General features: G+C 58.1%; 19 protein-coding genes. 7 read left to right on the top strand and 12 right to left on the bottom strand.

Features of this window, described 5'->3' with window-relative positions; genetic code table 11:
* The first annotated feature begins 123 nt into the window (after nt 1-123).
* The 3 genes from NUW46_RS15725 (at nt 124) to NUW46_RS15715 (ending at nt 2,772) form a co-directional block, all read left to right on the top strand.
* Nucleotides 124-855: a DsbA family protein gene (locus NUW46_RS15725; RefSeq protein WP_418140632.1), complete on the top strand. Its 732-nt coding sequence runs from the start codon at nt 124-126 to the stop codon at nt 853-855.
* Nucleotides 856-999: 144 nt separating this feature from the next.
* Nucleotides 1,000-2,019 carry a rhodanese-related sulfurtransferase gene (locus NUW46_RS15720; RefSeq protein ID WP_418140631.1) on the top strand — a complete coding sequence of 340 codons (1,020 nt, stop codon included), beginning with the start codon at nt 1,000-1,002 and terminating at the stop codon, nt 2,017-2,019.
* A 21-nt stretch (nt 2,020-2,040) separates the two neighbouring features.
* A complete protein-coding gene (locus tag NUW46_RS15715) occupies nt 2,041-2,772 on the top strand; it encodes a DUF481 domain-containing protein (protein WP_418140630.1) in 732 nt (243 codons plus the stop codon).
* Between the two features lie 51 nt (nt 2,773-2,823).
* Here NUW46_RS15715 and NUW46_RS15710 read toward each other — a convergent pair whose 3' ends face one another.
* The 5 genes from NUW46_RS15710 to NUW46_RS15690 all read right to left on the bottom strand — a co-directional run bounded on the left by NUW46_RS15710 (nt 2,824) and on the right by NUW46_RS15690 (nt 9,257).
* Complete coding sequence (locus NUW46_RS15710; protein ID WP_418140629.1) at nt 2,824-3,771, bottom strand: YbgA family protein; 948 nt, start codon at nt 3,769-3,771, stop codon at nt 2,824-2,826.
* A 103-nt stretch (nt 3,772-3,874) separates the two neighbouring features.
* Nucleotides 3,875-6,118, bottom strand: a complete 2,244-nt coding sequence (locus NUW46_RS15705; protein ID WP_418140628.1) for a glycosyltransferase — start codon at nt 6,116-6,118, stop codon at nt 3,875-3,877.
* Entirely contained in the window at nt 6,115-7,173 is a 1,059-nt protein-coding gene (locus NUW46_RS15700; protein WP_418140627.1) for a lysylphosphatidylglycerol synthase transmembrane domain-containing protein, read from the bottom strand. Before NUW46_RS15700 ends, NUW46_RS15705 begins: the two co-directional genes overlap by 4 nt.
* Nucleotides 7,174-7,238: 65 nt before the next feature.
* Nucleotides 7,239-8,288 (bottom strand): DUF6160 family protein, encoded by a 1,050-nt coding sequence (locus NUW46_RS15695; RefSeq protein ID WP_418140626.1) that lies wholly within the window; start codon nt 8,286-8,288, stop codon nt 7,239-7,241.
* 309 nt (nt 8,289-8,597) lie between these two features.
* Complete coding sequence (locus NUW46_RS15690) at nt 8,598-9,257, bottom strand: GntR family transcriptional regulator (RefSeq protein ID WP_418140625.1); 660 nt, start codon at nt 9,255-9,257, stop codon at nt 8,598-8,600.
* 251 nt (nt 9,258-9,508) lie between these two features.
* Here NUW46_RS15690 and NUW46_RS15685 point away from each other — a divergent pair, with 251 nt between their 5' ends.
* Together NUW46_RS15685 and gloA are read left to right on the top strand one after the other, a co-directional pair.
* On the top strand, nt 9,509-10,645 hold the full coding sequence (locus NUW46_RS15685; protein ID WP_418140624.1) for an alkane 1-monooxygenase: 1,137 nt from the start codon (nt 9,509-9,511) through the stop codon (nt 10,643-10,645).
* A gap of 303 nt (nt 10,646-10,948) precedes the next feature.
* Nucleotides 10,949-11,497 carry a lactoylglutathione lyase gene (gene gloA / locus NUW46_RS15680; RefSeq protein WP_069184407.1) on the top strand — a complete coding sequence of 183 codons (549 nt, stop codon included), beginning with the start codon at nt 10,949-10,951 and terminating at the stop codon, nt 11,495-11,497.
* 6 nt (nt 11,498-11,503) lie between these two features.
* Here the strand turns inward: gloA and NUW46_RS15675 are convergent, their stop codons facing one another.
* The 7 genes from NUW46_RS15675 to atzF form a co-directional block, all read right to left on the bottom strand.
* Nucleotides 11,504-12,457, bottom strand: coding sequence for a DMT family transporter (locus NUW46_RS15675; RefSeq protein WP_418140623.1), 954 nt, complete (start codon nt 12,455-12,457; stop codon nt 11,504-11,506).
* A complete protein-coding gene (locus NUW46_RS15670) occupies nt 12,454-13,107 on the bottom strand; it encodes a LutC/YkgG family protein (protein WP_222465245.1) in 654 nt (217 codons plus the stop codon). The genes NUW46_RS15675 and NUW46_RS15670 overlap by 4 nt, the downstream gene beginning before the upstream one ends.
* Nucleotides 13,104-14,543 carry a LutB/LldF family L-lactate oxidation iron-sulfur protein gene (locus NUW46_RS15665; RefSeq protein ID WP_418140622.1) on the bottom strand — a complete coding sequence of 480 codons (1,440 nt, stop codon included), beginning with the start codon at nt 14,541-14,543 and terminating at the stop codon, nt 13,104-13,106. The genes NUW46_RS15670 and NUW46_RS15665 overlap by 4 nt, the downstream gene beginning before the upstream one ends.
* The gene (locus tag NUW46_RS15660) at nt 14,540-15,319 is read right to left on the bottom strand and encodes a (Fe-S)-binding protein (protein WP_418140621.1); all 780 of its coding nucleotides are present in this window, start codon (nt 15,317-15,319) and stop codon (nt 14,540-14,542) included. The genes NUW46_RS15665 and NUW46_RS15660 overlap by 4 nt, the downstream gene beginning before the upstream one ends.
* A gap of 152 nt (nt 15,320-15,471) precedes the next feature.
* The gene (locus NUW46_RS15655) at nt 15,472-15,741 is read right to left on the bottom strand and encodes a ComEA family DNA-binding protein (RefSeq protein WP_069184402.1); all 270 of its coding nucleotides are present in this window, start codon (nt 15,739-15,741) and stop codon (nt 15,472-15,474) included.
* A gap of 446 nt (nt 15,742-16,187) precedes the next feature.
* Entirely contained in the window at nt 16,188-16,895 is a 708-nt protein-coding gene (locus tag NUW46_RS15650; RefSeq protein WP_418140620.1) for a GntR family transcriptional regulator, read from the bottom strand.
* A gap of 45 nt (nt 16,896-16,940) precedes the next feature.
* Nucleotides 16,941-18,755, bottom strand: a complete 1,815-nt coding sequence (atzF, locus tag NUW46_RS15645) for an allophanate hydrolase (RefSeq protein WP_418142047.1) — start codon at nt 18,753-18,755, stop codon at nt 16,941-16,943.
* 352 nt (nt 18,756-19,107) lie between these two features.
* Between atzF and urtA the strand changes: the two genes are divergently transcribed.
* Both urtA and urtB read left to right on the top strand, forming a co-directional pair.
* Entirely contained in the window at nt 19,108-20,415 is a 1,308-nt protein-coding gene (gene urtA / locus NUW46_RS15640) for an urea ABC transporter substrate-binding protein (protein WP_418140619.1), read from the top strand.
* A gap of 95 nt (nt 20,416-20,510) precedes the next feature.
* Nucleotides 20,511-22,109 (top strand): urea ABC transporter permease subunit UrtB, encoded by a 1,599-nt coding sequence (gene urtB, locus NUW46_RS15635; RefSeq protein WP_418140618.1) that lies wholly within the window; start codon nt 20,511-20,513, stop codon nt 22,107-22,109.
* The last annotated feature ends 145 nt before the right edge of the window (nt 22,110-22,254 follow it).

The following is a 22,254-nucleotide window of genomic DNA, read 5'->3' as shown; positions in this document are numbered from 1 at the left end:
GATTCCTTAATTTTTGTTGGAACTTTTGTAGGATATAAAGGATCTTAGCGTGCCTGGCCCGATCTGAAAACGGTCGCGAGCTAATTAATTCCGGAAACCACAAACAGAATAAGGAGTCCTTCCATGGGTGAAGCAAAACGTCGCAAGGAAACCGGCGCACCGCCTCCCCGAAAAGCAAAATCCAATAAGCCGCTGTATGCCGGTATTGGTCTTCTGGTTCTGGCCGCCGTGCTCCTCGGTGTCTTTTTCCTGACCGCCGCACCCGAGCCGACCTCTGACGAACTGCCCGTCGCCGCGCCCAATGCCGATGATTTCCCGGCCCAACTGGACCAGTACGGCGTCTCTGTTGGCCCCGAGGATGCCCCCGTGGTGGTGCGTGAATTTGCCGACTACCAGTGCCCCGCCTGTGGCAGCTTTTCCTCTGCCAGCAAGCAGTTGAAGGAAGAGTATGTGGAGGCGGGCAAGGTTCGCTTCGTCTACTTTGATCTGCCATTGCAGCAGCATCAAAATGCCATGCCAGCGGCCCAGGCTGCCCGGTGTGCCGGGGATCAGGACGCCTACTGGGCCATGCACGATCGCCTGTACGATTCCCAGACCGAATGGAGCGGCTCGAACGACCCGGTTGCCACCTTCACCCGTTACGCCGGTGATCTGGGCCTGGAAGAACGGCGCTTCCGCCGGTGCATGACTACCGAGTTGCACCGTGAAGCTGTCGAGCAGAGCCGCCAGGTGGCCATGCAACTAAGAGTCACCAGCACACCAACGGTTCTGGTGGATAACATCCGCCTGACTCGTCCCGGCTGGGGTCAACTTTCTGCCGTGGTTGAGCGTGAACTGGCCAATGAGGCGGACTGACGCTTTGCTCCAAGGGTAACCCCGCACTTGATCGTGAGCCTGAGTTGGTTAAAATTTGCGCCCTCTCAGGCTCCGGCCTCCGAGACTTTCAAACAGTTACCAAACCATGCTCCGGATTTACGGTCCGGCCCGCAGGAGAAAATGATGAGCAACAACGTTGTTGTCTGCGCACTGTACAAGTTCGCAGTTCTGAATGATTACAAATCCCTCCGCCAGCCCCTGCTGGACCTGATGCTTGAGAAAGACGTGCATGGCACTTTGCTGCTGGCGCGCGAAGGCATCAATGGCACTATTGCCGGCAGCCGAGAGGGTATTGATGCCGTGAAAGCCTGGATCGCCAGCGACGAGCGGTTCGACGGCATTGATTACAAAGAGTCCTTTGTGGACATCCAGCCGTTCAAACGCACCAAAGTGAAGCTCAAGAAAGAGATTGTCACCATGGGTGTGGAGGGTATCGATCCGAAGCGGATTGTCGGCACGTATGTTGATCCGAAGGAATGGAATGATCTGATTTCCGATCCTGAGGTTGTGTTGGTTGATACCCGCAACCAGTACGAAGTGGAAATCGGCACCTTCAAAAATGCCGTCAATCCGGCCACCGATACCTTCCGGGAGTTCCCGGAATACGTGAAGCAGAACCTGGATCCTTCGAAACACAAGAAGGTCGCCATGTTCTGTACTGGGGGTATCCGTTGCGAGAAATCCACCGCGTATCTGAAGGAACAGGGTTTCGAGGAGGTGTATCACCTCAAGGGTGGAATTCTGAAATATCTCGAAGAGGTGCCGGAGGAGCAGAGCCTGTGGCACGGAGAGTGCTTTGTTTTTGATGACCGGGTAACGGTTAACCATCGACTGGAGCGTGGCGATTACGACCAGTGCCACGCCTGCCGCAGGCCGATTACCGAAGAGGACAAGCAGCGCCCGGAGTATGAGCAGGGTGTGAGCTGTCATCAGTGCATCGATTCGCTGACCGAAGAGCAGAAAGCCCGGTTTGCCGAGCGTGAACGCCAGATGCGTCTGGCGGAGGAGCGGGGTGAGGCCCACGTTGGCGGCGAAGCGGCGCGCATCATCGCCGAGCGCAAGGCCCGGAAAAAGGCTGAAAGAGAACGTCAGGCCCGCAAAAGCCTGGAGGGCGAAAGGGCGAGCAGCACCGAGAGGGCCTGACCAACCCGGAAAGGAGACTTCATGGATTTACGACAGGCCGTAGCTATTACCGCAGTTGTTATCGCGCCCTTTGCCAGTGCGCAGGAGGCAGACAACTGGAAGGGTGAAACCGAGCTGGGTGTGTTGATCACCTCGGGCAATACCGAAGAGACCAACATCAAGGGGCGCCTGGGGCTGATCCATGAGGTCGAAACCTGGCGCAACACGGGTGAATTCCGGACCAATTATTCCGAGACCGACGACGAAACCACAGCCGAGAAGTATCTGGCCGCCCTGGAAACTGACTACAAGTTTGCAGAGAACCAGTACTGGTTCCTCCGGGGCTCCTACGAGGACGACCGTTTCTCCGGCTACGATTTCGAATCTTCAGTGACGACGGGCTATGGACACCGTGTGTGGACATCCGGCGAGCGTTCCTTCCTGGATCTCTCGGTCGGTGGCGGTTATCGCTACAACAAACTGGAAACGGTGAATGCCCAGGGCGAGGATGCCGAAGAAGAGGCGATCGCCCGCCTGGCAGGCCAGTTTGATTATGCGCTGTCGGAGAACTCACTGTTCCGTCAGAAGCTGAGTACTGAAATCGGACTGGACGAGAACAACACGGTCACCGAGTGGGAAACGTCACTGCAGGCGAATGTGGTGGGAAACCTCTCCATGAAGGCTGCGTTCCGGGTCAAGCACCTGTCGGATCCGCCCGCAGGCTCTGAAGACACCGACACGGAAACGTCGCTTTCGCTTATCTATGGTTTTTGAGGACGTGAAATCCGGGTCAGATGACGTGTTCATCTGACCCCACCTTCAGCATCAAACGTTGTTTCTGAGGCCCAGCTCATCCGGATAGGGTGTGAGGTACTGCTGGGCATGCAGGTAGTCCACCGGCTCCCTGCGCTGAGCCATGCGCAGAAGGGTCATCGGAACCACCAACGGCACCTCGCCCCGGCGATAAGCCTCCATCTGCTCCATCAGTACCTTGCGGTCTTCATCACCCATGGAATCCCTCAGGTAGCCCATCAGGTGCTGCATGGCGTTCATGTGTGAACCCCGGCTCACCTTCTTGCTCATGGCCTCCATAAACTGGTGGATGTAGCGTTCCGCAATAGCTTCCAATGGTTCGGATTTCAGGTCTCCCAGCATGGGGCCGAGCTGGCGGTAGATTCGCTCCGAGTGGGCCAGAAGCTGAAACTTGTGGCGGGTATGAAACTCGATCAGCGCCTGAGCGGAAAGCTTGTCGCCGGCCACGTTCTGCATCCAGTCGTCGTAGGCAAATACACGCTCAATGAAGTTTTCCCGGATCATGTCGTCATTGAGACGTCCTTCTTCCTCCACCGGCATCAGCGGATAAGCCTTCAGTAGCGCTTCCGCAAACATGCCCCGGCCATCGCGGCGGATGACGTTGCCATCCTCATTGTGGACCTTGATCCGCTCCATTCCGCAGCTGGGGGACTTGGCCATCAGGATGTAGCCGCGCAGGTCAGCCAGGGTGGGCATGACCTGGTCGATAAAGCCCTGCATGGCATCGGTATGGTCCGCCGCGCCCGTGGTTTCGATCAGGCGCAGGCCGTCACTGTATTCGCGCAGGTGGATGGCAGGGCGTGGAACGCCCAGGCCCGCTTCCAGTTCAGGGCAGATCGAGCGGAAATCAAAATGCTTTGAAAGCACCTGGGTGCAGTAACGGGAATGTTTATGGCCGCCGTCATGGCGAACTTCCTTTCCCAGCAGGCAGGTGCTGATTCCGACAGGGATACCGCTCACGTTACTCTCCATTCTTCAGGTCGATCCGAGGGTGAAAACTGTCTTTGTAATACGTGAATTGAGTCTAGCCCGATCAGCTCCGCCAGGAAAACCGTAACCCTACTTACTCGGGTCGAAGCACCGATCCTTTCCGCTTTTTGTCGTACATGGCCAGGGTGGTGGCGTAGATGGTGCGAACGTCACTGGCAAACTGCTCTACCGAATAATCCCCGGCAAACTCCAGGGCCTGGGAGGAGAGCTTCTCGCGCAGTTCGTCGTCTTCCAGCAGTTTTTTCACCTGCGCCCGCCACTGGTCCTGTTTCTCCGGCGTTTTGAATCCGTTGAACCCGTGCCGAACCACGTCTTCAATACCGCTGGATCGAACCGCGACTACCGGCAAGCCGGCGGCCATGGCCTCAAGAATGACCATGCCCTGGGTTTCGGATATCGAGGCAAACAGGAAGGCATCGCCAAGCCGATACCAGATGGCCATTTCGTCCGGCGGAACGGCGCCGACCAGGGTGAAGTGTTGTTGGAGCCCGAGGTCTTCAATCTTTTTCTGCAGCCGGTCTTTCTGGTGGCCATCGCCGATCATCAGGAACCGGAAGGGCACATCGGTTTCCCGCCTCAGGGCATCAATGGCCTCGATCATGAAGTCGATATTCTTCTCATTGGAGAGCCTGGAAACGCTGACGAACACTTTTTCGTCTTTCAGTTCCAGCCTGTCACGCAGCTTCTTGATGTCTTCCTGCTGAACGTCCTGGAATTTGTGGTATTCGATGCCTGTCGGCTGCACGAACGTCGGCGTTTTCACCCCGATCATCCGCAGGTATTCCTCGGTGGAGTAGGTGGGCACGATGACCCCGTCGCACTTGTTGGCAAACCGCTTGATCAGGGCGTGGGAGATCAGGTTCCGGAACAGCATGCCCGGCAAGGGCACAAAGTGGGCATAGTGTTCCAGCCGGGTATGGTAGGTATAGATGGCCGGTATACTCAGAGTACGCGCCACGAACAGTCCCAGCGACCCCAGCCAGAAGGGATGATGCAGATGGATAATATCCGGCTTGAAGGCCCTCACTCGCTTGCGGATCCGGCCCAGGAAAATATTGGCCAACCTGAATTCCCGCTTTTCTCCCATGGCCAGAAGTGAGGGCACCCGAAGTACGTGGGGTTCGGCCTCAGGCTGGCCCTTGTAGCGGGGCGCCACTATCAGCAGTTTATCGCCAAGGGCTTCCAGACCCCGCCGCAGGCGTTCGATGGAAATCGGCACGCCGCCAATAAAGGGCAGGTAGTTGTTGGTAAACATCGCCACCCGCATCGGTTTTTCGAGCCAGGGGGCCGGGTCCAGATCGTAGTCCGGGTAATAATCCTTGCCGATAAAAATGGCGCCGTAGAGTTTGATGGCAATGGCCGCAAACACGGCGACAATCAGAATGAAGTTGAGGTAGCCGGTGTAGAACAGGGAGTAAATAAAGAACCAGAGACTCTCCAGCCGCTTCAGAATTGGGTGCTGGCCTACTTCGAGGCGCTCCAGGTTGTGGCTTACCTCGCCATCGGCGCCCACATTCACCCGCACATAGTGATAGAAACTGGTGTCGTTGTTCATGACCAGGCCACCGGCACCGCCCGTGGTAACAAACGTGGTGTCTCCGACCGTCTTTTCGGAATAGAGCGACAGGTTGGCGGAAAACACCCGGTCAACATCATGTTCTTCGATTGTCCGGAGCAGTTCGTCCCGGAACTCGGGCGGCGCCAGGTAATCATCCTTCTGATCGAACGGGGCGTTCTCGTCCGGGTGCAGGGGCGGGTGCCCGATGAACAGAATTCGGGCCTTTGAGCTGTCCTGGGCCAGCAGATCCTTCAGCCAGCGGATCTGCCAGCGCCAGGGGGTTTTCCCAGTGCTGTCGAGGAAAATCAACCGGGCGGCACCTGCCTCTATGCTGAAGAAGTGCGGGCCGAAGTGATCGTAGAAACGGAAACTGCCAAAATCCTCAAACTCGTGGGCGCCGAAGGTCAGCAGGTAGGGAATCTCCAGATGACCCAGAGTGCCGTAGAGGGCGCGGTACTTGTCTTCGCCACCGCCGCTGACTGCATTACCCGCCGAGACCAGAAAATCGAGCCCGGACCGGTTCAGTTCCGGAATGATGCGGTCCTCGAAAACCCCCACCGAGTTGTTGATGTTACCCACCACCGCAAAGCTGAATGATTCACCGGGGTCAAGCTCACGATAGATCTGCTCCACCTGCTCGGTATGGATCCCCTCGAAATCCTCTGTGAACAGGTTCAGATAGGTCTTGTAGCCCACCAGCAGAAACACCACCAGCAGGCAGAGGTAGAACAGAAGCTTGAGGGGGTTGCGGAAAATCATCCGGCTCTCCTGCGATTGGCGACAAGTTCCTTCTGCAGCACCACCAGCCCGATGATCATGCCCAGGTAGATGGTGAGCAGGCGCCAGCAGACGATGACCAGAATCAAGTGGTTACCCGAGAGGATATCCCGAAAAAAACTCCCGAAAACACCTTCCGAGATACCGGAGGCACCAGGCGTGGGTGAAAAATACATAACGAAGGTCGTCACCACCAGCAGGCCCACTGACATCACGTAATCAACACTGTAGTCCAGACTGTGCATCAAAAGCGCCGGGAAACTGAACAGACTGAGTAAGAAGATGGCCGTGAACAGGATGGACAGCCAGACGAACACCGGAGCGCCGCGCAGATAATCACCAAAGCTCCGTGACAGCCGCAGCATCTCCCTGCGTGCCTTGAACTGCCATCGCCGGTGGCGGCGCTCACTGATCAGGTGCAGTCGACGTGCAGTCCTCAGCAGTCGGGTCAATGGGCCAATCAGCCAACGCGTCCGGAACAGCAGCACCAGGAAAAAGCCGAGATACAGAACGATCAGAAAGGCCAGCGCGGTGCCGATATCGCCGACAATCGAATTACCGTCCAGTGACTTGAGTGTTAGCAGGAATACCGGCGTGAGCGAGAAAATGAACAATACCGCCAGTACCGTGCGAATCGTTGTGGCTGCCGTGGCCCTGCCAACCGGAACACCATGTTGGCTGAGGAACCAGATCTGGGCGAAACCGCCCCCGGTGGCCATCGGTGTGATGTTGGAGAAAAACAGGTTGATAAATACCAGCCGGAATATAGCCGGCAGGGGCAGCCGGTGCCCTAAAGCACGCAGGGTAAAGTAGAGCCGAAGGCCATCAGAGATGAAATAAACCAGCAACAGACCAGCCACCGATAACAGGGTCCCCGGAGCGATCAGCCTGGCATCAAAAGTAAGGGTGCGTTCGGCAAACAGGTCGTAAACGGCATACAGCCCGGCAGCGGTAAGCGCCACAAACAACAGACTGAACATCGCCAGCCTTTTTCCGGAGGCGCGTTTCGAATAGTCGATGTCCGTGGAGTGAGTCATGGGCTGCCCGTCAGAGTGAGACGGGCAGTTTACAGGGTAGGGTGTGGTGGGTGTCCAGTGTCCGGCTAGTGGCCATATACCATCATGGTGGTGTTGGTAATGGTGAAGTCGGTGAAATAAACGCTGCCGATGCTTTTGTCGCCAACCCGGAACACAGGCATATCAATATCGGCCCTGAACTCCACATCATGAATGGATAATCCTTCCACCCCGGTTGCCGCGCTTGTTCCTTTGGACAGCTTGGCACTGACGTTGGCCATCCCGAAATGCCCCAAAGTGTCGTCGCCCCGGCGGTTGTGAATCTGTAGATCCTCGATACCGATGGCAGCGAGATTGAAGATCAGAATTACATCGGCCACATCCCAGTTCAGCCTGCCGTTGGTGATCTCAAAATGGCTGTCGAGTTGCAGCTCCGACTCGGACACTACATTACCGTTTGAAAGCGTGCGTTCGCTGCCTGAGTTGCGAATCACGAGGTCAGTCGGCCCCAGGTTTCCCTGCAGCAGAATATCCGAAAACATCGTCGTGGTCGGTGCGCTGCCGTCAGACTTACTCAACGCAATGCTGTCTATCGCCAACTCGAAATCTACCGCGTCCCGGAAATCACCAAGGCTGGAGGGATCACCGTAATCGATCGCGCCAAGGTGCATCACCAAATCGCCGTCATTGAACTGCTTGCCAAACGCGCCATTGGCTTGTTTGTAGGCAGCAAGGGCATCCGCTACGTCGGGATCATTCGGATCCAGCGTCCCGGCATCTGCACGACGAGCAATCTCCGAAAACCCGAAATCCAGCACTTCATCCTGACCGGCAATATCAATGGTCAGCTTCATGTTATCCAACATAGTATCGTTCTGACCGGACAGTCGAATGTTATCCACATTCAATTGTCCTTCATCCTGATAGGTCAGCTGACCAATGCTGATCTTCGTTGCCATCTCAATTGTGACACCCGTCTGACCGGTTACGCTTGCCATGGCGGCATCGCCCAGCGGCCGGAAATCCGCTGTTACGGGCAGGGCGACACCAAAACCCAATACGAACGCTGTGGTGGCTCGGAACAATCGCAAGGTGCAATTTGATTTGGAGAACGTTGAGAGAGAAATGGAAGTCATGGTGCCCCGGATCCATTTTTTAATGTTTTTTCAGGAAGCTCAAACAGAGCTTCCGGGCCGCAGGGGGACAACACAACCTATGCAGCAGAACTTTGGTTTGTTACAGACTGTTACGATAGAGGGCGAAACCTTCTAGATCCGTGCTCTCTGTCACAATCGAGGCATCGAAAAGGTGAGGGAGGAGGGGATGGTCGGGCTTTCCAAAACCGTGGAGCGCCAGGGATGGCGCGACCGAGCGTACAGGGAGGTATTTACAGCGTGTTTTGGAAAGCCCGACCATCTCCTCCGCTAGCACCAAATGTTCTTGGCCTAGGAAGCCAAAGCCTGCTGAATGAGAGACTTCTGGTGCTCCGCAAACTCCCGAATTAACGCCTGCGCCTTATCCGAATCCCGCGCCAGCACAGCCTGTGGCAGATTGGCAAAAAACTCACTGGTCTGCGCCAGATCCCGCCGATACCGATCCGCGCTCAGATAATAGGCACGACTGACCGCCGGCTTGAAATTCGACAAAGCCTCCGTGAGATAAGGATTCCCCACCACCTCACAACAGGCATCCATCACATCAAAACTCGCCTCAACCACCCCGGAGATGTCGGCAGAGCCCTCGTTGATCTTTTCAACAGCCCTGCTCACTGCCCCAAGCACCAGAGGCTTATCGTTCTCCTGCCAGCGCTCGCATAAACGCACCGCCATCATCATCAGCAAATGCATGTATACATCGTAAAGCTCGGACGCATGGTCCGCGTCCAGCCGGGTTGCCGAAGCACCCTTGCGGGGCGTGATCTCCACCAGATGCCAGCGCTCCAGGGTGTACAGGGCTTCCTTCACCGAGGCACGACTCACCTTCAATTCACCGGCCAGGGTCGCCTCCTGAATCCGCTCACCGGGGCGAATCTGCCCGGTCATGATCCGCTCGGCCAGGTAATTGGCAATCTGCTCGGCCAGAGTGTTGGGCACCTGAAAATCCATAAAGGCTCTCTGAACAGGTCTTAAAAACCGGTCGGCTGCTGCGGTAAGCCGCCCGGCGTGGGGATGCGTGCGCATGAGTTTATCACAGCCTCCGAGTCTGACAGTCACAACGCCTTGATCTGCTGAGGGTTCCTGACATTTGTCAAAAAACTCCCGGTCGCTGGTTGACGACTGATATATTGTAGGACAATAATGCACAAAACAACAGGTGATCAGAGTTTCACCAACAAGCATTTGATGGAGAGAACCCAATGAGCACGACACAGTTATCGGTAAATCGCGATGCCACCCGCCGGCGAATATTGCTGACCCTCAAGAAGTACAGCTACCTGATCGCCATGGTGCCGCTGGTGCTGCCCCCTCTGCTGCTGGCCGCCGGCCAGGCCACTGATCTGGTAAACCTGTTCTCCTGGGGCGTCCCCGTCGTCGTCTTCGGGATTATCCCGGTCCTAGACATGCTGCTGGGCAAGGATTCACTGAACCCGGACGAAGAAACCGACGTGCCAAGAATGGTCGGCGAGCGCTTCTACAAGGCCATCACACTGGGCTGGGTTGCTGGCTTCGCAGCTTTGCTGGTCTGGAGCATGCTGGAACTGGCTTCCGGTACATTCAGCCTGATAGGAAGCATTGGCTGGATCGTCTCCATCGGCATCGTCGGTGGCCTCGGCATCAACGTCGCCCACGAACTCATCCACAAAGACGACAAACTCGAAACCCGGGCTGGCGGCTTCCTGCTGTCACTGGTCTGCTACGCCGGCTTCAAAGTCGAACACCTACGCGGCCACCACGTCCACGTCTCCACCCCGGAAGACGCCTCCTCATCCCGGTACAACCAGTCCCTCTACAACTTCCTGCCCCAGGCCTACGTACGCAACTTCCTCAACGCCTGGAAACTGGAAGCCGAACGCCTCCAACGCAAAGGCCACAAAGCCCTCAGCTGGAACAACGAACTGATCTGGTGGTACAGCCTCAGCGCCCTGGTACTGGCCGCCTTCACCATCGCCTTCGGCTGGCTCGGCGCCGCCTTCTTCCTGGGCCAGAGCTTCATCGCTTTCACCCTGCTGGAAATCGTCAACTACCTCGAACACTACGGTTTGCACCGCAGAAAACTCGAAAACGGCCGCTACGAACGCACCGGCCCCGAACACAGCTGGAACAGCAACTACTTCCTCACCAACGTCTTCCTGTTCCACCTCCAACGCCACAGCGACCACCACGCCTGGGCCAAACGCAGATACCAGATCCTCCGCCACCACGACGTAGCCCCCCAACTACCAGCCGGCTACTCCGCAATGATCGTCCTGGCAATGTTCCCCCCACTCTGGCGGCGGGTAATGAACCCAAGGGTAGAGGCCTATTACAAAGGCGAAGAACACCAGTTGGCCTGAAAGCGGGTCATTCCAAAGGTTCGGTCGGCAGGGGTGTGAGGGGTTTCTTTCTGCAGGGAAACGACTGTTTGAGCGAAGCGAGTTCGGATTCCCGGAAGAAAGAAACCCCTCATGGCCCTGCCAGCCACAGATCTTCAGAGCGTCTCTGAAGAAACGCCGGCGTAAAAAACCGGCCCTCAAGACCCCGGCGGTTCGTCTCTGACCCCGGGGTCTTTTTTCGCACTCTTTTTCACACCCTTGAAATCCCATTGAAACGCACACAGGTATATCCTCTGAACTCCACGGAAAAAAGGGATAACCAAAATGCCCAAGCATTTCGAACAAGCCCCCGGTCTGCACGAAGACCCCGTTCCCGAAACCGAAGGCTACGTATTCAACCAGACCATGATGCGCATCAAGGAACCCGAGCGCTCCATGGACTTCTACACCCGAGTGATGGGCATGCGCCTGGTTCGCAAACTGGACTTCCCCGAAATGAAGTTCACCCTGTATTTCCTGGGTTACCTGGATGATCGTCAGGCTGGCCTCGTGCCCCAGGACGACGCCCACCGCACCACCTACACCTTCGGCCGCGAAGCCATGCTTGAGTTGACCCACAACTGGGGCACTGAAGACGACAACGACTTTGGCTACCACAACGGTAATGACGAGCCCCAGGGCTTCGGCCACATTGGCGTTGCCGTACCCGACGTGTACGCCGCCTGTGACCGCCTGGAAAAGCTTGGTGTAGAGTTCGTGAAAAAGCCGGACGACGGCAAAATGAAAGGATTGGCCTTTATCAAGGACCCGGACGGCTACTGGATTGAAATCCTGCAGCCGGACATGCTCGAGAAACAGCGTAAGGAAGACTGATCTTCCTTACTCCGCACCGGCCTCCTGGCCGGCTGCGGGTTTACGACCGTAGCGGGAGGCTACCACCACCGCTGCAGTCAGAATCAGCGCCCCCGCAATACCGATCGGCCCCAGAATCTCTTCCAGAAACACCCAGGCCAGCAGCGCCACAAACAGCGGCTCAAGCGTCACGATGATGCTCGACAGCGTTGCCGGTGTCGTTTTCATGCCTGTGAAAAAGCACACATACCCGATGCAGGTTGGCACCACGCCCACATAGATCACCATCAGCCAGTGGCCGAAGTTGAGGGTTTCCAGCCCCTCGAACCCGCCAGTCAGCGCCACCACCGGTAACAGAATCAGCGCCGCCGTAAAGAAACAGATAAACGCCGTGGTGAACACCGGTGTACCGGCAGAGCTGTAGCGGCTGGTGAGCGTGAACCCGGTGTACACACAGGCGGCCAGTAACGCCACCAGAATGCCTGCGAGCCGGAGTGTACCGGTGGTGTCCATATCGCTGAGAACCAGCATGGCGGTGCCTGCAATGGCCGCGAACAACGACAGAACGGTTAAAAGGCTGGGCTTCTCTCCCAGCAGGGGCGCAGCCAGAATGGCCACCAGCACCGGAGGCAAACACAGCGCGATCAGGGTGGCAATGCCCGCACCGGTGAGGTCTACGGCCAGAAGGTAGCTGCCCTGGTAAAACGCCTGGAACAGACCAAGCGCCGCCAACGGAATCAGGGTCTTGCGCGTAAGGCTTCGCAGAGAACTGCCGGGCACGCTGGCGCCCGGATTGGCGCGCTCAAGGCGTGTCTGCTCCCGCCGCATCAGCAGCCAGAAAAAAGGCAAGGCCACGGCCAGTCTCAGGAAGCCCAACGTAATGGCCTGCAGCTCGGTACCGGTAAACAGAAATTTCGCAACAATGGCCGTGGTCGCCCATAGCAGGGCAGCCAGGGCGATCAACAGGGCGCCTTGGATCATTCAATAATCAACACAATCAGCTCTTTGGGACCGTGAACACCGTAGGCAAGGGTTTGCTCGATGTCGGCGGTTTTGGAAGGGCCAGAGATTAGCAGGGCATTGGTCGGCATGCCAGCGGCCCAGTTCTGGGCCTGCATGGCTTCGTGGAAGGTGGTATAGAGTTCCGAGGCCTTCAGCACGGCAATGTGCACCGGCGGCACCAGGCTCATAAGCCGGGGTTCGTCGTCGTTTGGCCACAGGATCAGCGAGCCGGTCTCGGCAATACCGCCGCGGGTGGAGGTGATGCTGGCGTCCACCTCGTTGAACAGATGGGCCTGCCAGCTTTCGATCGGCTCGTCGTAGATCAGAAGGTCCGGCAGGTCCTCACGACCGGCATTGCGAAGGGCCTGGCCGATTTCGTGCTGCTTTGGGATCAGCAGATTCCTGGCACCGCGGGTGGTCAGTACCTCGGCCAGTCTGTCCATCCACATGTCTTCGGTGCAGTGGTGAACTTCCCCATGCACAGATTCGATCATCTTCTCGAACCGTTCGATGCGTTCTGCGGTGGACCAGTCGTCCCGAACCAGAACCGAGAAGTCGCATTCCGGTACCGTCAGTTCGCCACCCGTCCGATTGCGCAAACGCTGAAGAATCGTTTCCCGGGAACTCATTGGCCACGCTCCTTCATCCGTTGGTGCAGGGTTTTGGCCGCCAGTTTGGGGGCCGTGCGGTAGTTGGTCCAGGCGCCCGCTTTCGAGGGTTGCAATGCCCTGAATTTTGTCGCGGCGCTGGTGCCAAAACGGTAAATGCCCGGGCTTGCGTGCATCCAGGCCCAGCCTTTCCAGATCAGTGCCTCTTTTGAGCTTCGCTTGGCGCCGTGGCCGCGGACCTTGGCCGGGTGCAGGCTGTCACCATCCACCGATTCCTGGCGAAGGCGAACCAACAGATCGGGAATGGGTATCTTCACCGGGCAGACTTCGCCACAGGCGCCGCACAGGCTGGAGGCGCTCGGCAGATGCCGGCCTTCGTCCAGGCCAATCAGATGCGGCATCAGGATTTTGCCGATGGGGCCCGGGTAGGTGGTGCCATAGGCGTGGCCGCCCACCCGCGTGTACACCGGGCAATGGTTCATGCAGGCGCCGCAGCGGATGCAGCGCAGGGTATCCAGCAACTCATCGTCCTGGTAGATCGACGAGCGGCCGTTATCCACCAGCACCAGATGAACTTCCTCCGGCCCGTCCAGCTCTTCGGCCTTGCGCGGGCCGGAAATCATATTGAAGTAAGTGGTGATGTGCTGGCCGGTGGCAGACCTTGTCAGCAGGGCGAGCATGGCAGAGACGTCCTCCATGCTCGGCACCACCTTCTCGATGCCGGTTACGGCGATGTGGCACTTTGGCACCGTCGTGGTCATCCGGCCGTTACCCTCGTTTTCCACCAGACAGAGCGTGCCGGTCTCTGCCACCGCGAAGTTCACGCCGGAAACGCCAACATCCGCGTTCATGAACTTTTCCCGCAGCTGCTGGCGGGCGCTGGCGGTGAGGTATTCCACATCGTTGGAGAGATCCGTGCCGGTTTTCTCGTGCATAAGCTCGGAGATCTCACCGGTATTCTTGTGAATCGCGGGCATGATGATGTGCGAGGGCGTCTCATCCGCCAACTGCACGATGTACTCGCCAAGATCCGATTCCAGGGCTTCAATGCCCTCTGCTTTCAGGTAATGGTTCAGCTCCATTTCCTCGGAGACCATGGATTTGCCCTTGATCACCGTCTTCGCATCCCGGGCCTTGCAGATATCCCTTACGATCCGGCAGGCTTCGTCGCCGTCCACGGCCCAGTGCACCTTGATGCCGTTTTCAGTCAGCTTTTTCTCAAGCTGCTCCAGCAAATCGGGCAGATTGGCCAGGGCCCGCAACCGAACATTGGCGCCCAGTTCCCGGAGGGTTTCCAGGTCCCAGCCCTCGAACGCCGTCTTGCGCTTGGACATCAATCCGTCCATGGCGCTGCGGAAGTTCTTGCGGATCTTGGGGTTGTGAATGGCCGCCTGAGCCCGCGGGTGAAACTCTTTTACGTCGATGTGATGGCCAGTGTGCTCGGCTGTCTCGCTCATGACTGCTGCCCCCCTTTGCCCCGGGTGCGCGACCACAGGAAACTGAGAATGTGCTGGCCTTCAACAGGCTTCTGGTTTTTCTCGGCGTACCCGGCAATGTTCATCAGGCAGCCGCAATCGGTGGTGACAAACTGTCGGGTGCCGGTCTCCACCAGTGCATCTATTTTCTCGCTCACCATGGCGCCGGAAATCTCCGGGTGGCGAACCGCAAAGGTACCGCCAAAGCCGCAGCATTCCTCCGGCCGAACCTGCTCCACGAGATTCACATTCTCCAACTGGCCTAATAGTTTCGGCCCCACCTCGGCCACGCCCATTTCACGGCGGGCGGAACAGGAGGTGTGCATGGCAACCGTGGTGGGCTCACCCAGGTCTTCCAGTTTGATATGGCAAACGTTCAGCAGAAAATCAGTCAGCTCCCAGACCCGGCCAGCAACCTCGGCGGCTTTGACTTCATCCGGGGTGTCCTTGAACAGATCCGGGTAGTGCTTGCGCATCATCCCGCCACAGGAGCCGGACGGCACCACAATGGGCCATTCGCCGGGAAACAGGTCGAGCTGGGCACGGGCTACCGATCGGGCCTGGTCATGGTAACCGGAGGTGTAGGCCGGCTGGCCGCAGCAAGTCTGGTCCTGTGGGAACAGCACCTCAATGCCTTCACGCTCCAGCAGCTCCACACCAGCAATGCCCGCATCCGGGTAGAACATGTCCACCAGACAGGTGCCGTAGAAATACACTTTTGAAGGTTTGGATGGATAAACCTTGATGGGATCAACCATGGGCCGACGCTCGTCATTTTTGAATTGTTATCCAGCAATAATAGGGTGGCGAGCGCGGTGTTGCCAGACGACTTTATGGGCAGCCGGAAATCGAAAATGGAGCGATGCAGGAAGGGAAGATGGGCAGCGGCAGCGCGCCACTGCCCGGGGTATTACTTGACGGTCAGGCGCGCGGCGTTCTTCTCGATAGTGCGCTCGCCAATGCCTTTCACGTTTGCCAGATCTGCAGTCACTGCAAACGGGCCATTGGCTTCGCGATAGGCAACGATGGCTTCAGCCTTGCTCTGGCCAATGCCGTTCAGGCTGGCGAGGGTGGCCACGTCGGCGGTGTTGATATTGATAGCGGCTTCCTGGGCGTAAGCAAAACCGGTAACCAGGCTGAACAGCAGAATGAGGGTTGCGAAAAGCGGAGTGCGCTTCATGGGTGTAAGCTCCTGAGGCTAATTTGCGTTTTTGGTTGTGTGCCAGGGCGCAAAGCAGCAGAAGCGAAATGTAAGAGGAGAGCAGAAATGTCTGTGGGGATGGGGAGTGCACGGACGGGACCACATTCCTTGTGATCCCCGATTCCGTGGCTGACCCCTGCCTGTTCCTTCAGGCGTGCGACTCATCCTGAGCGCGTCTTCCCTGTGGTCATCCCTGTAAGCCCTGATCCTTTGGGCAACTCCATATCCATGGAGTTTTCATCCTTGCGGCTTCGATCCTTGAAGCTCTCGTCCTTGGGCCAACATTCCTTGCTGGCTTGTCATCCCTGACACTGACCATTTTACTGTGGTTAGAATTCCTACCTATCGGAGAATCGCTCCGGGGGTTGTGCGATATGTCTTACAGATTTGTAAGCATTTCGGAGGCGAGCAAAATGAACCGGAGTTCAGTATTTGCGGGGCCTCCGAGGCAATTTATTGCCCGCCGCGGCCTCGCGGATTCGCTCCATCGTAATCTCCCGAACCGCCTTCTGGCTGGCACGAATATGGCGGGTCAGCCGATCGGCGGCCTCGCTGGCCATGCCGCTCCTCAAGGCCTCCAGAATGGCTGCATGCTCAACGTAGGTGGCATCCACCCGTTCCTCCCGGCTGAAGTCCAGGCGCCTCACAATCCGGAGCCGGTCAGTGATCTCCCGATGAATCCGCGTCATTTCCCGATTTCCTGCGGCGGCGACCAGATCGCAGTGAAAGCTTTCGTCCAGCATCCGGACCGTACTGCCCACCGCACGCTCCGAAGGATGATCGGGATTCCAGAGGGCGGTGAGTGTGCGCAATGCTTCCGGTTCCTCAGCCAGGCCACAGATCTTGTGCACGGCCGCCCGCTCGAGGGTGATGCGCAGGTCATAGAGCTCTTCCACCTGCCGGAAATCAAACGGTTTTACCTGCCAGCCACTGCGGAACAGCACCTCCACATGGCCCTCCCGCTGCAAGCGGTAAAGCGCCTCCCTGACGGGCGTCCGGCTCACATTCAGGCGGGTTCCGATATCTCCCTCGCTGAATCGGTCGCCTGGAAGTAGCCGGAACTCGAAGATGTCCTCTTTCAGGGCTTCATACACCCTGTCTGCCACGGACTCTTTTCTTCTTTGGTTTGCCATTGGCTCCGATTGTCCCCCGTCAGGCGCCAGATTTACCTGCCATGCTCAGGATCTGGAGGCGATATAGGCACGCCAGCCACCGAATTCCGTGACATCCTCTGCACCCTCAAAACCATAGCCTTCGCAGATAAAGCCGTTGACCCATCGGCCATCCGCCAGTTCAACGTTGCCAATACCAAGGGGCGCGGGAATCAGATCCACAAAGGAGCCGAAGGCGGAGGCGGGCATCTCCCAGACTTCCACAATGATCGCCTCCCCCTCGCCCGGGGCCGCGCGCTTAAGCCCGGGCTTCGGCGGTGTGGTGTTTGGCAGGGCGAACAGCCGGTAGTGGGCCGAGGTTGTGGTTTGCTCAAGCAGCACCGCATGGCGCTCACCGAGCTGCGTGTTCAGGGGCATGCCACTGAGGTGGGCGCCAACAACCGCCACCTTGATGGTGGGTGTGGAAATGGCGGCCCCGGGTGTCTCCTCGGGGCGCGCCCGGGCGGTAGCGCCCAACGGTGTGGGGTGTGAATTCAGCCACTGGCAGGCCAGATGTTGCAGCTCCGCATCTTTCCACGCGCCGCTGATCAGGGTAACGCCAAAAGGCAAGCCGTCATCCCGGAACCCCGCTGGCACAGCGAGGGCGCTCATGTCGGCCAGGTTAACGAAATTGGTATAGGTGCCCAGTTGGCTGTTCAGGGTCACCGGGTCTGCGTTCACCGCTTCGATGGTGGGTGCGGTCGGAGCCGTGGGTACCAGCAGGGCATCCACGTCGGCCAGCAGCTCATCGATCTGGCGAAGCAGTTCTTCTTTGCGGTACAGGGCCTTGAACGTATCGGTAGCGCTGAAGTTCGCGGCCTTGCTGATAATGCTTTTGACCACCGGATTCATCTCATCGCTGTGGCTGGCCATGAACGATTCCACGGCTGCATGGCGCTCTGCCACCCAGGGGCCTTCGTAGAGCAACGCGGCGAGTTCCAGCAAGGGGCTGAAGTCCATTGGAATCAGTTCCACATTCTGTTGACGCCACTGGCTGATAGCCGTGTTCCATGCCGCTTCCGACTGTTGATCGCCAAACCATTGGGGATGCTCGGGAATGGCGAGTCGTTTAATGGGTCCAGGTCGCCGAAGGGCGGCGCCATCAAGCGGTAAGGCGTCCGGGGATTTGCGCGAAAAAGCATCGCCGGCGTCGAATCCGGCCAGAGTATCCGACACCAGGCCGGCGTCGTTTACGGTGAGCGCAAAAATGGATACGCAGTCCAGCGAACGACAGGCCGGCACCACGCCTCGAATGCTGAACAGCCCTTTGGTTGGTTTGAGGCCCACCAGATTGTTCAGCCCGGCAGGCACGCGGCCGGAACCGGCGGTGTCGGTACCCAGGGCAAAAGGCACCAGCCCTCTCGCGACAACCGATGCTGAGCCGGAGCTGGAGCCTCCGCTGATAACTTCCGGTTTGAACGTGTTCGGGACTGCACCGTAAGGGGAGCGTGTGCCTACCAGACCGGTAGCAAACTGATCCAGATTGGTTTTGCCAATCACCACGGCACCCGCGGCCTTGAGTCTGGCCACGGTGTGGGCATCTTCCGCCGGCGTGTAGGCGAAGGCAGGGCAGGCTGCGGTTGTTTCAAACCCGGCCACATCAATGTTGTCTTTCGCCGCAAACGGAACGCCGTAGAGAGGCAGCGTGCTGATATCGCCACCAGCCTTCTCGAGCTGCTCATCCAGCTCAGACAGCGCTTTACCCAGCCCCTCCTGGTCCAGAATCGAGATCCACGCAGCATCGTTTGAATCCAGGCCGGTCAGCAACTCACCCAGCAGTAACCTGGGCGTAGCGCCCTCCTTATAAGCGTTCTGCCAGTCCTTGATGGTCCATCCGAGCATTGAAGGCATTCGTCTTCCTCATGTGCGTAATCAACTTGTATACATGAGGAATGGCAATGCCTGTGCCATTTACCGATTTTTATCGATAGTGACTGAAAAACATAAGGTTATGAGTTTTTTTGATGCACAGGACGATTCAGATCTGCCCGCATCAGGTGCGGGCGCACCAAAATCGCTCATGAATGCTGTGCTCTGGAGGCATGTTTAGTGGTGCTGGCCTGCGTAATCTGCCTTGTATACTAGATAACTAATTGTTTTTTAATGAGATGTGAGGGGTGTGGAACAGCAGATGCAGAGGCCCTGCTGCGTTTTAAGACGAACTGCATACCTAACTAAGAAAAGGACGCCTGAAATGACCATGAAAAAACACGTGAAACTTGGCCTCTCTGCACTCGCACTTTCCATCTCTTTTAATTCCATGGCGGCGGAAGATCCCATCAAAGTGGGTATCCTGCATTCGCTGTCCGGCACCATGGCCATCAGTGAAACCGTTCTGAAAGACACCGTTGAAATGCTGATCGAGCAACAGAACGCCAAAGGCGGTGTGCTCGGTCGTCAGATGGAAGCGGTTGTTGTAGACCCGGCTTCCAACTGGCCGCTGTTCGCTGAAAAAGCCCGTGAGCTGCTGGCCCAGGAAGAAGTGGACGTGATCTTCGGTAACTGGACCTCGGTTTCCCGTAAATCCGTACTGCCAGTGGTGGAAGAGCTGAACGGCCTTCTGTTCTACCCGGTTCAGTACGAGGGTGAGGAATCCTCCGAAAACGTTTTCTACACCGGTGCCGCGCCCAACCAGCAGGCGATCCCTGCGGTTAACTACCTGATGAACGAAATCGGCGTGGAGCGCTGGGTTCTGGCAGGTACCGACTACGTTTACCCGCGTACCACCAACAAGATCCTTGAGACCTATCTGATGGATATGGGTGTGGCCAAGGAAGACATCATGATCAACTACACCCCGTTTGGTCACTCCGACTGGCAGAACATTGTCTCTGACATCAAGCGCTTCGGTTCCGCTGGCAAGAAGACCGCCGTGGTCTCCACCATCAATGGTGACGCCAACGTGCCTTTCTACCGCGAGCTGGGCAACCAGGGTATCTCCGCCTCCGACATCCCGGTTGTTGCTTTCTCCGTGGGTGAGCAGGAGCTCTCCGGTATCGACACCGGCCCGCTGGTTGGCCACCTGGCTGCCTGGAACTACTTCATGAGCGTGGACAACGACGCCAACTACGACTTCATCGACCAGTGGATCGAGCACACCGGCAACGAGCAAGCCGTAACCAACGACCCGATGGAAGCCCACTACATCGGCTTCAACATGTACGTTGAAGCAGTGAAGAAGGCCGGCACCACAGACGTTGACGCAGTGAAAGACGCCATCATCGGTGTGACCGTGCCCAACCTCACCGGTGGCTACGCCGCCATGATGCCCAACCACCACATCACCAAGCCGGTGCTGATCGGCGAGATCCAGGATAACGGCCAGTTCTCCGTCGTCTGGGAAACCCCGTCGCTTGTAGCTGGCGACGCCTGGTCTGACTACCTGCCGGGTTCCCGCGACATGATTGCTGACTGGCGCAAGCCGTTGTTCTGCGGAACCTTCAATACCGCAACCGGCACCTGTGGCGCCTCTGCGGGCGAAATGGCCGCTGAAGCCGAGTAAGGCTCAGTTGGCATAGCACCATGGACAACCGGGGGGTGGCAAGCGCCGCTCCCGGCTGTTCCCCGCAACACGCTTGAAACAGACAGGACACTCTCATGAGCATCTTCCGATCGCTCACACTGCTGCTTATCGCCCTGTTTTCCCTGCTATCGCTGCCCGCAACGGCGCAGGAAGACGACCCTGGCAAGGCCCTGCTGATCAACCTGGCAGAAGCGCCGGCCAGCAAAGTGGAAGAGGCGGTGAACGCCATCGTCAGCAGCGGTGATGAAAGAGCCAGAGGCTGGCTCGAAGCCTATGGAAACAATCGCCTGAGCCGGATCAAAGATACCGGGCAGGTGGTACTGGTACTGAACAACCGGGGCAGGGACTGGGAAATTGCCGACCCGCTGACCGGAGAGAACATGGGTGAAATGTCCCGCCGCGAGCTGGACAGAGTCGCCATCAACAACCGCATACGGGGCCAGCTTGAAGGCATATTGGCCATGCTGGACCTGAATGCTAAAGATCCCGATGTGCGCGAAGCCTCCGCACAGGACATGATGGGCAAGGTGGACGCCTCCCTGGTGGAGCCGCTGGAAGCGCAGCTGGCCAAAGAAGAAAACGCCGCCGTACGCAACCGCATTGAAGAAGCCCTGGCCATCTACCGGGTGGGCGAGGGCAATCTTGAGGCCGTGGACGTGCTGGCCGGCAGCCTGCACCCGCGCGCCCGCGCCGCCCTGAACGAGGCCGTTCGCGGTGACAACGAGGCGCTGGCCCAACGGGCAGCCAAAGCCCTCGAAAGCATCGAACAGAAACTCAAACTGAACCGCGCCGCCGAGACCCTGTATTTCGGCCTGTCGCTCGGTTCTGTTCTGGTCCTCGCCGCCATCGGCCTGGCCATAACCTTCGGCGTGATGGGCGTGATCAACATGGCCCACGGCGAACTGATCATGCTGGGTGCCTACACCACCTGGGGCATGCAGCAACTCTTCCCCGGGCAACCTGGCCTGGCGCTGATTCTCTCGATTCCCGCCGGGTTCATGGTGGCGGCCACCGCCGGCATCATCATTGAGCGCAGCGTTATCCAGTACCTCAAAGGCCGCCCGCTGGAAACCCTGCTGGCAACCTTCGGTATCAGCCTGATCCTGCAGCAGCTGGTGCGCACGGTGATCTCGCCCCAGAACCGCACCGTGGTGACACCGGACTGGATGAGCGGCTCCCTGGTGATCAACGACGCGCTCTCGCTGACCCTGAACCGCCTGTATGTGCTGGCCTTCGCACTGATTGTCTTCGCCGGCCTGATGCTGATCATGCGCAAGACCCGCCTTGGCCTTGAAGTCCGTGCCGTTACCCAGAACCGCGCCATGGCCCGCTCCATGGGCATCCGCGCCACCCGTGTGGACATCATGACCTTTGCCCTCGGCTCCGGAGTGGCTGGTCTGGCCGGGGTGGCGCTGTCCCAGCTCACCAATGTGGGCCCGAACCTGGGCCAGAACTACATCATCGACTCGTTCATGGTGGTGGTGTTCGGTGGCGTGGGTAACCTCTGGGGCACCCTTATTGCCGGGCTTTCCCTGGGCACCATCAACCAGCTGCTCGAACCCTGGGCCGGTGCCGTACTCGCCAAGATCATCGTGCTGGTGTTCATCATCCTGTTTATCCAGAAACGGCCGAAGGGGCTCTTCCCCCAGAAAGGCCGGGCTGCGGAGGGCTAGGGTGTCCCGTCTAGCCAATTCTTTAATCCACTGCGAGGCGCACGCGCCTCGCCCTTCGGGAGCCTCTGAACGCCTTGATAGCCGCGTTGCAGCGCCTCGATTTGGAACCACCAAACCTTCGCCACTGCGCCTTGCTCTCAAGGCG

The organism is Marinobacter sp. MA, from assembly GCF_048298425.1.
Taxonomy (GTDB): Bacteria; Pseudomonadota; Gammaproteobacteria; order Pseudomonadales; family Oleiphilaceae; genus Marinobacter; species Marinobacter salsuginis.
The sequence above is the reverse complement of the archived record's forward strand: the minus strand, read 5'-3'. Positions and strand labels throughout refer to the sequence as shown.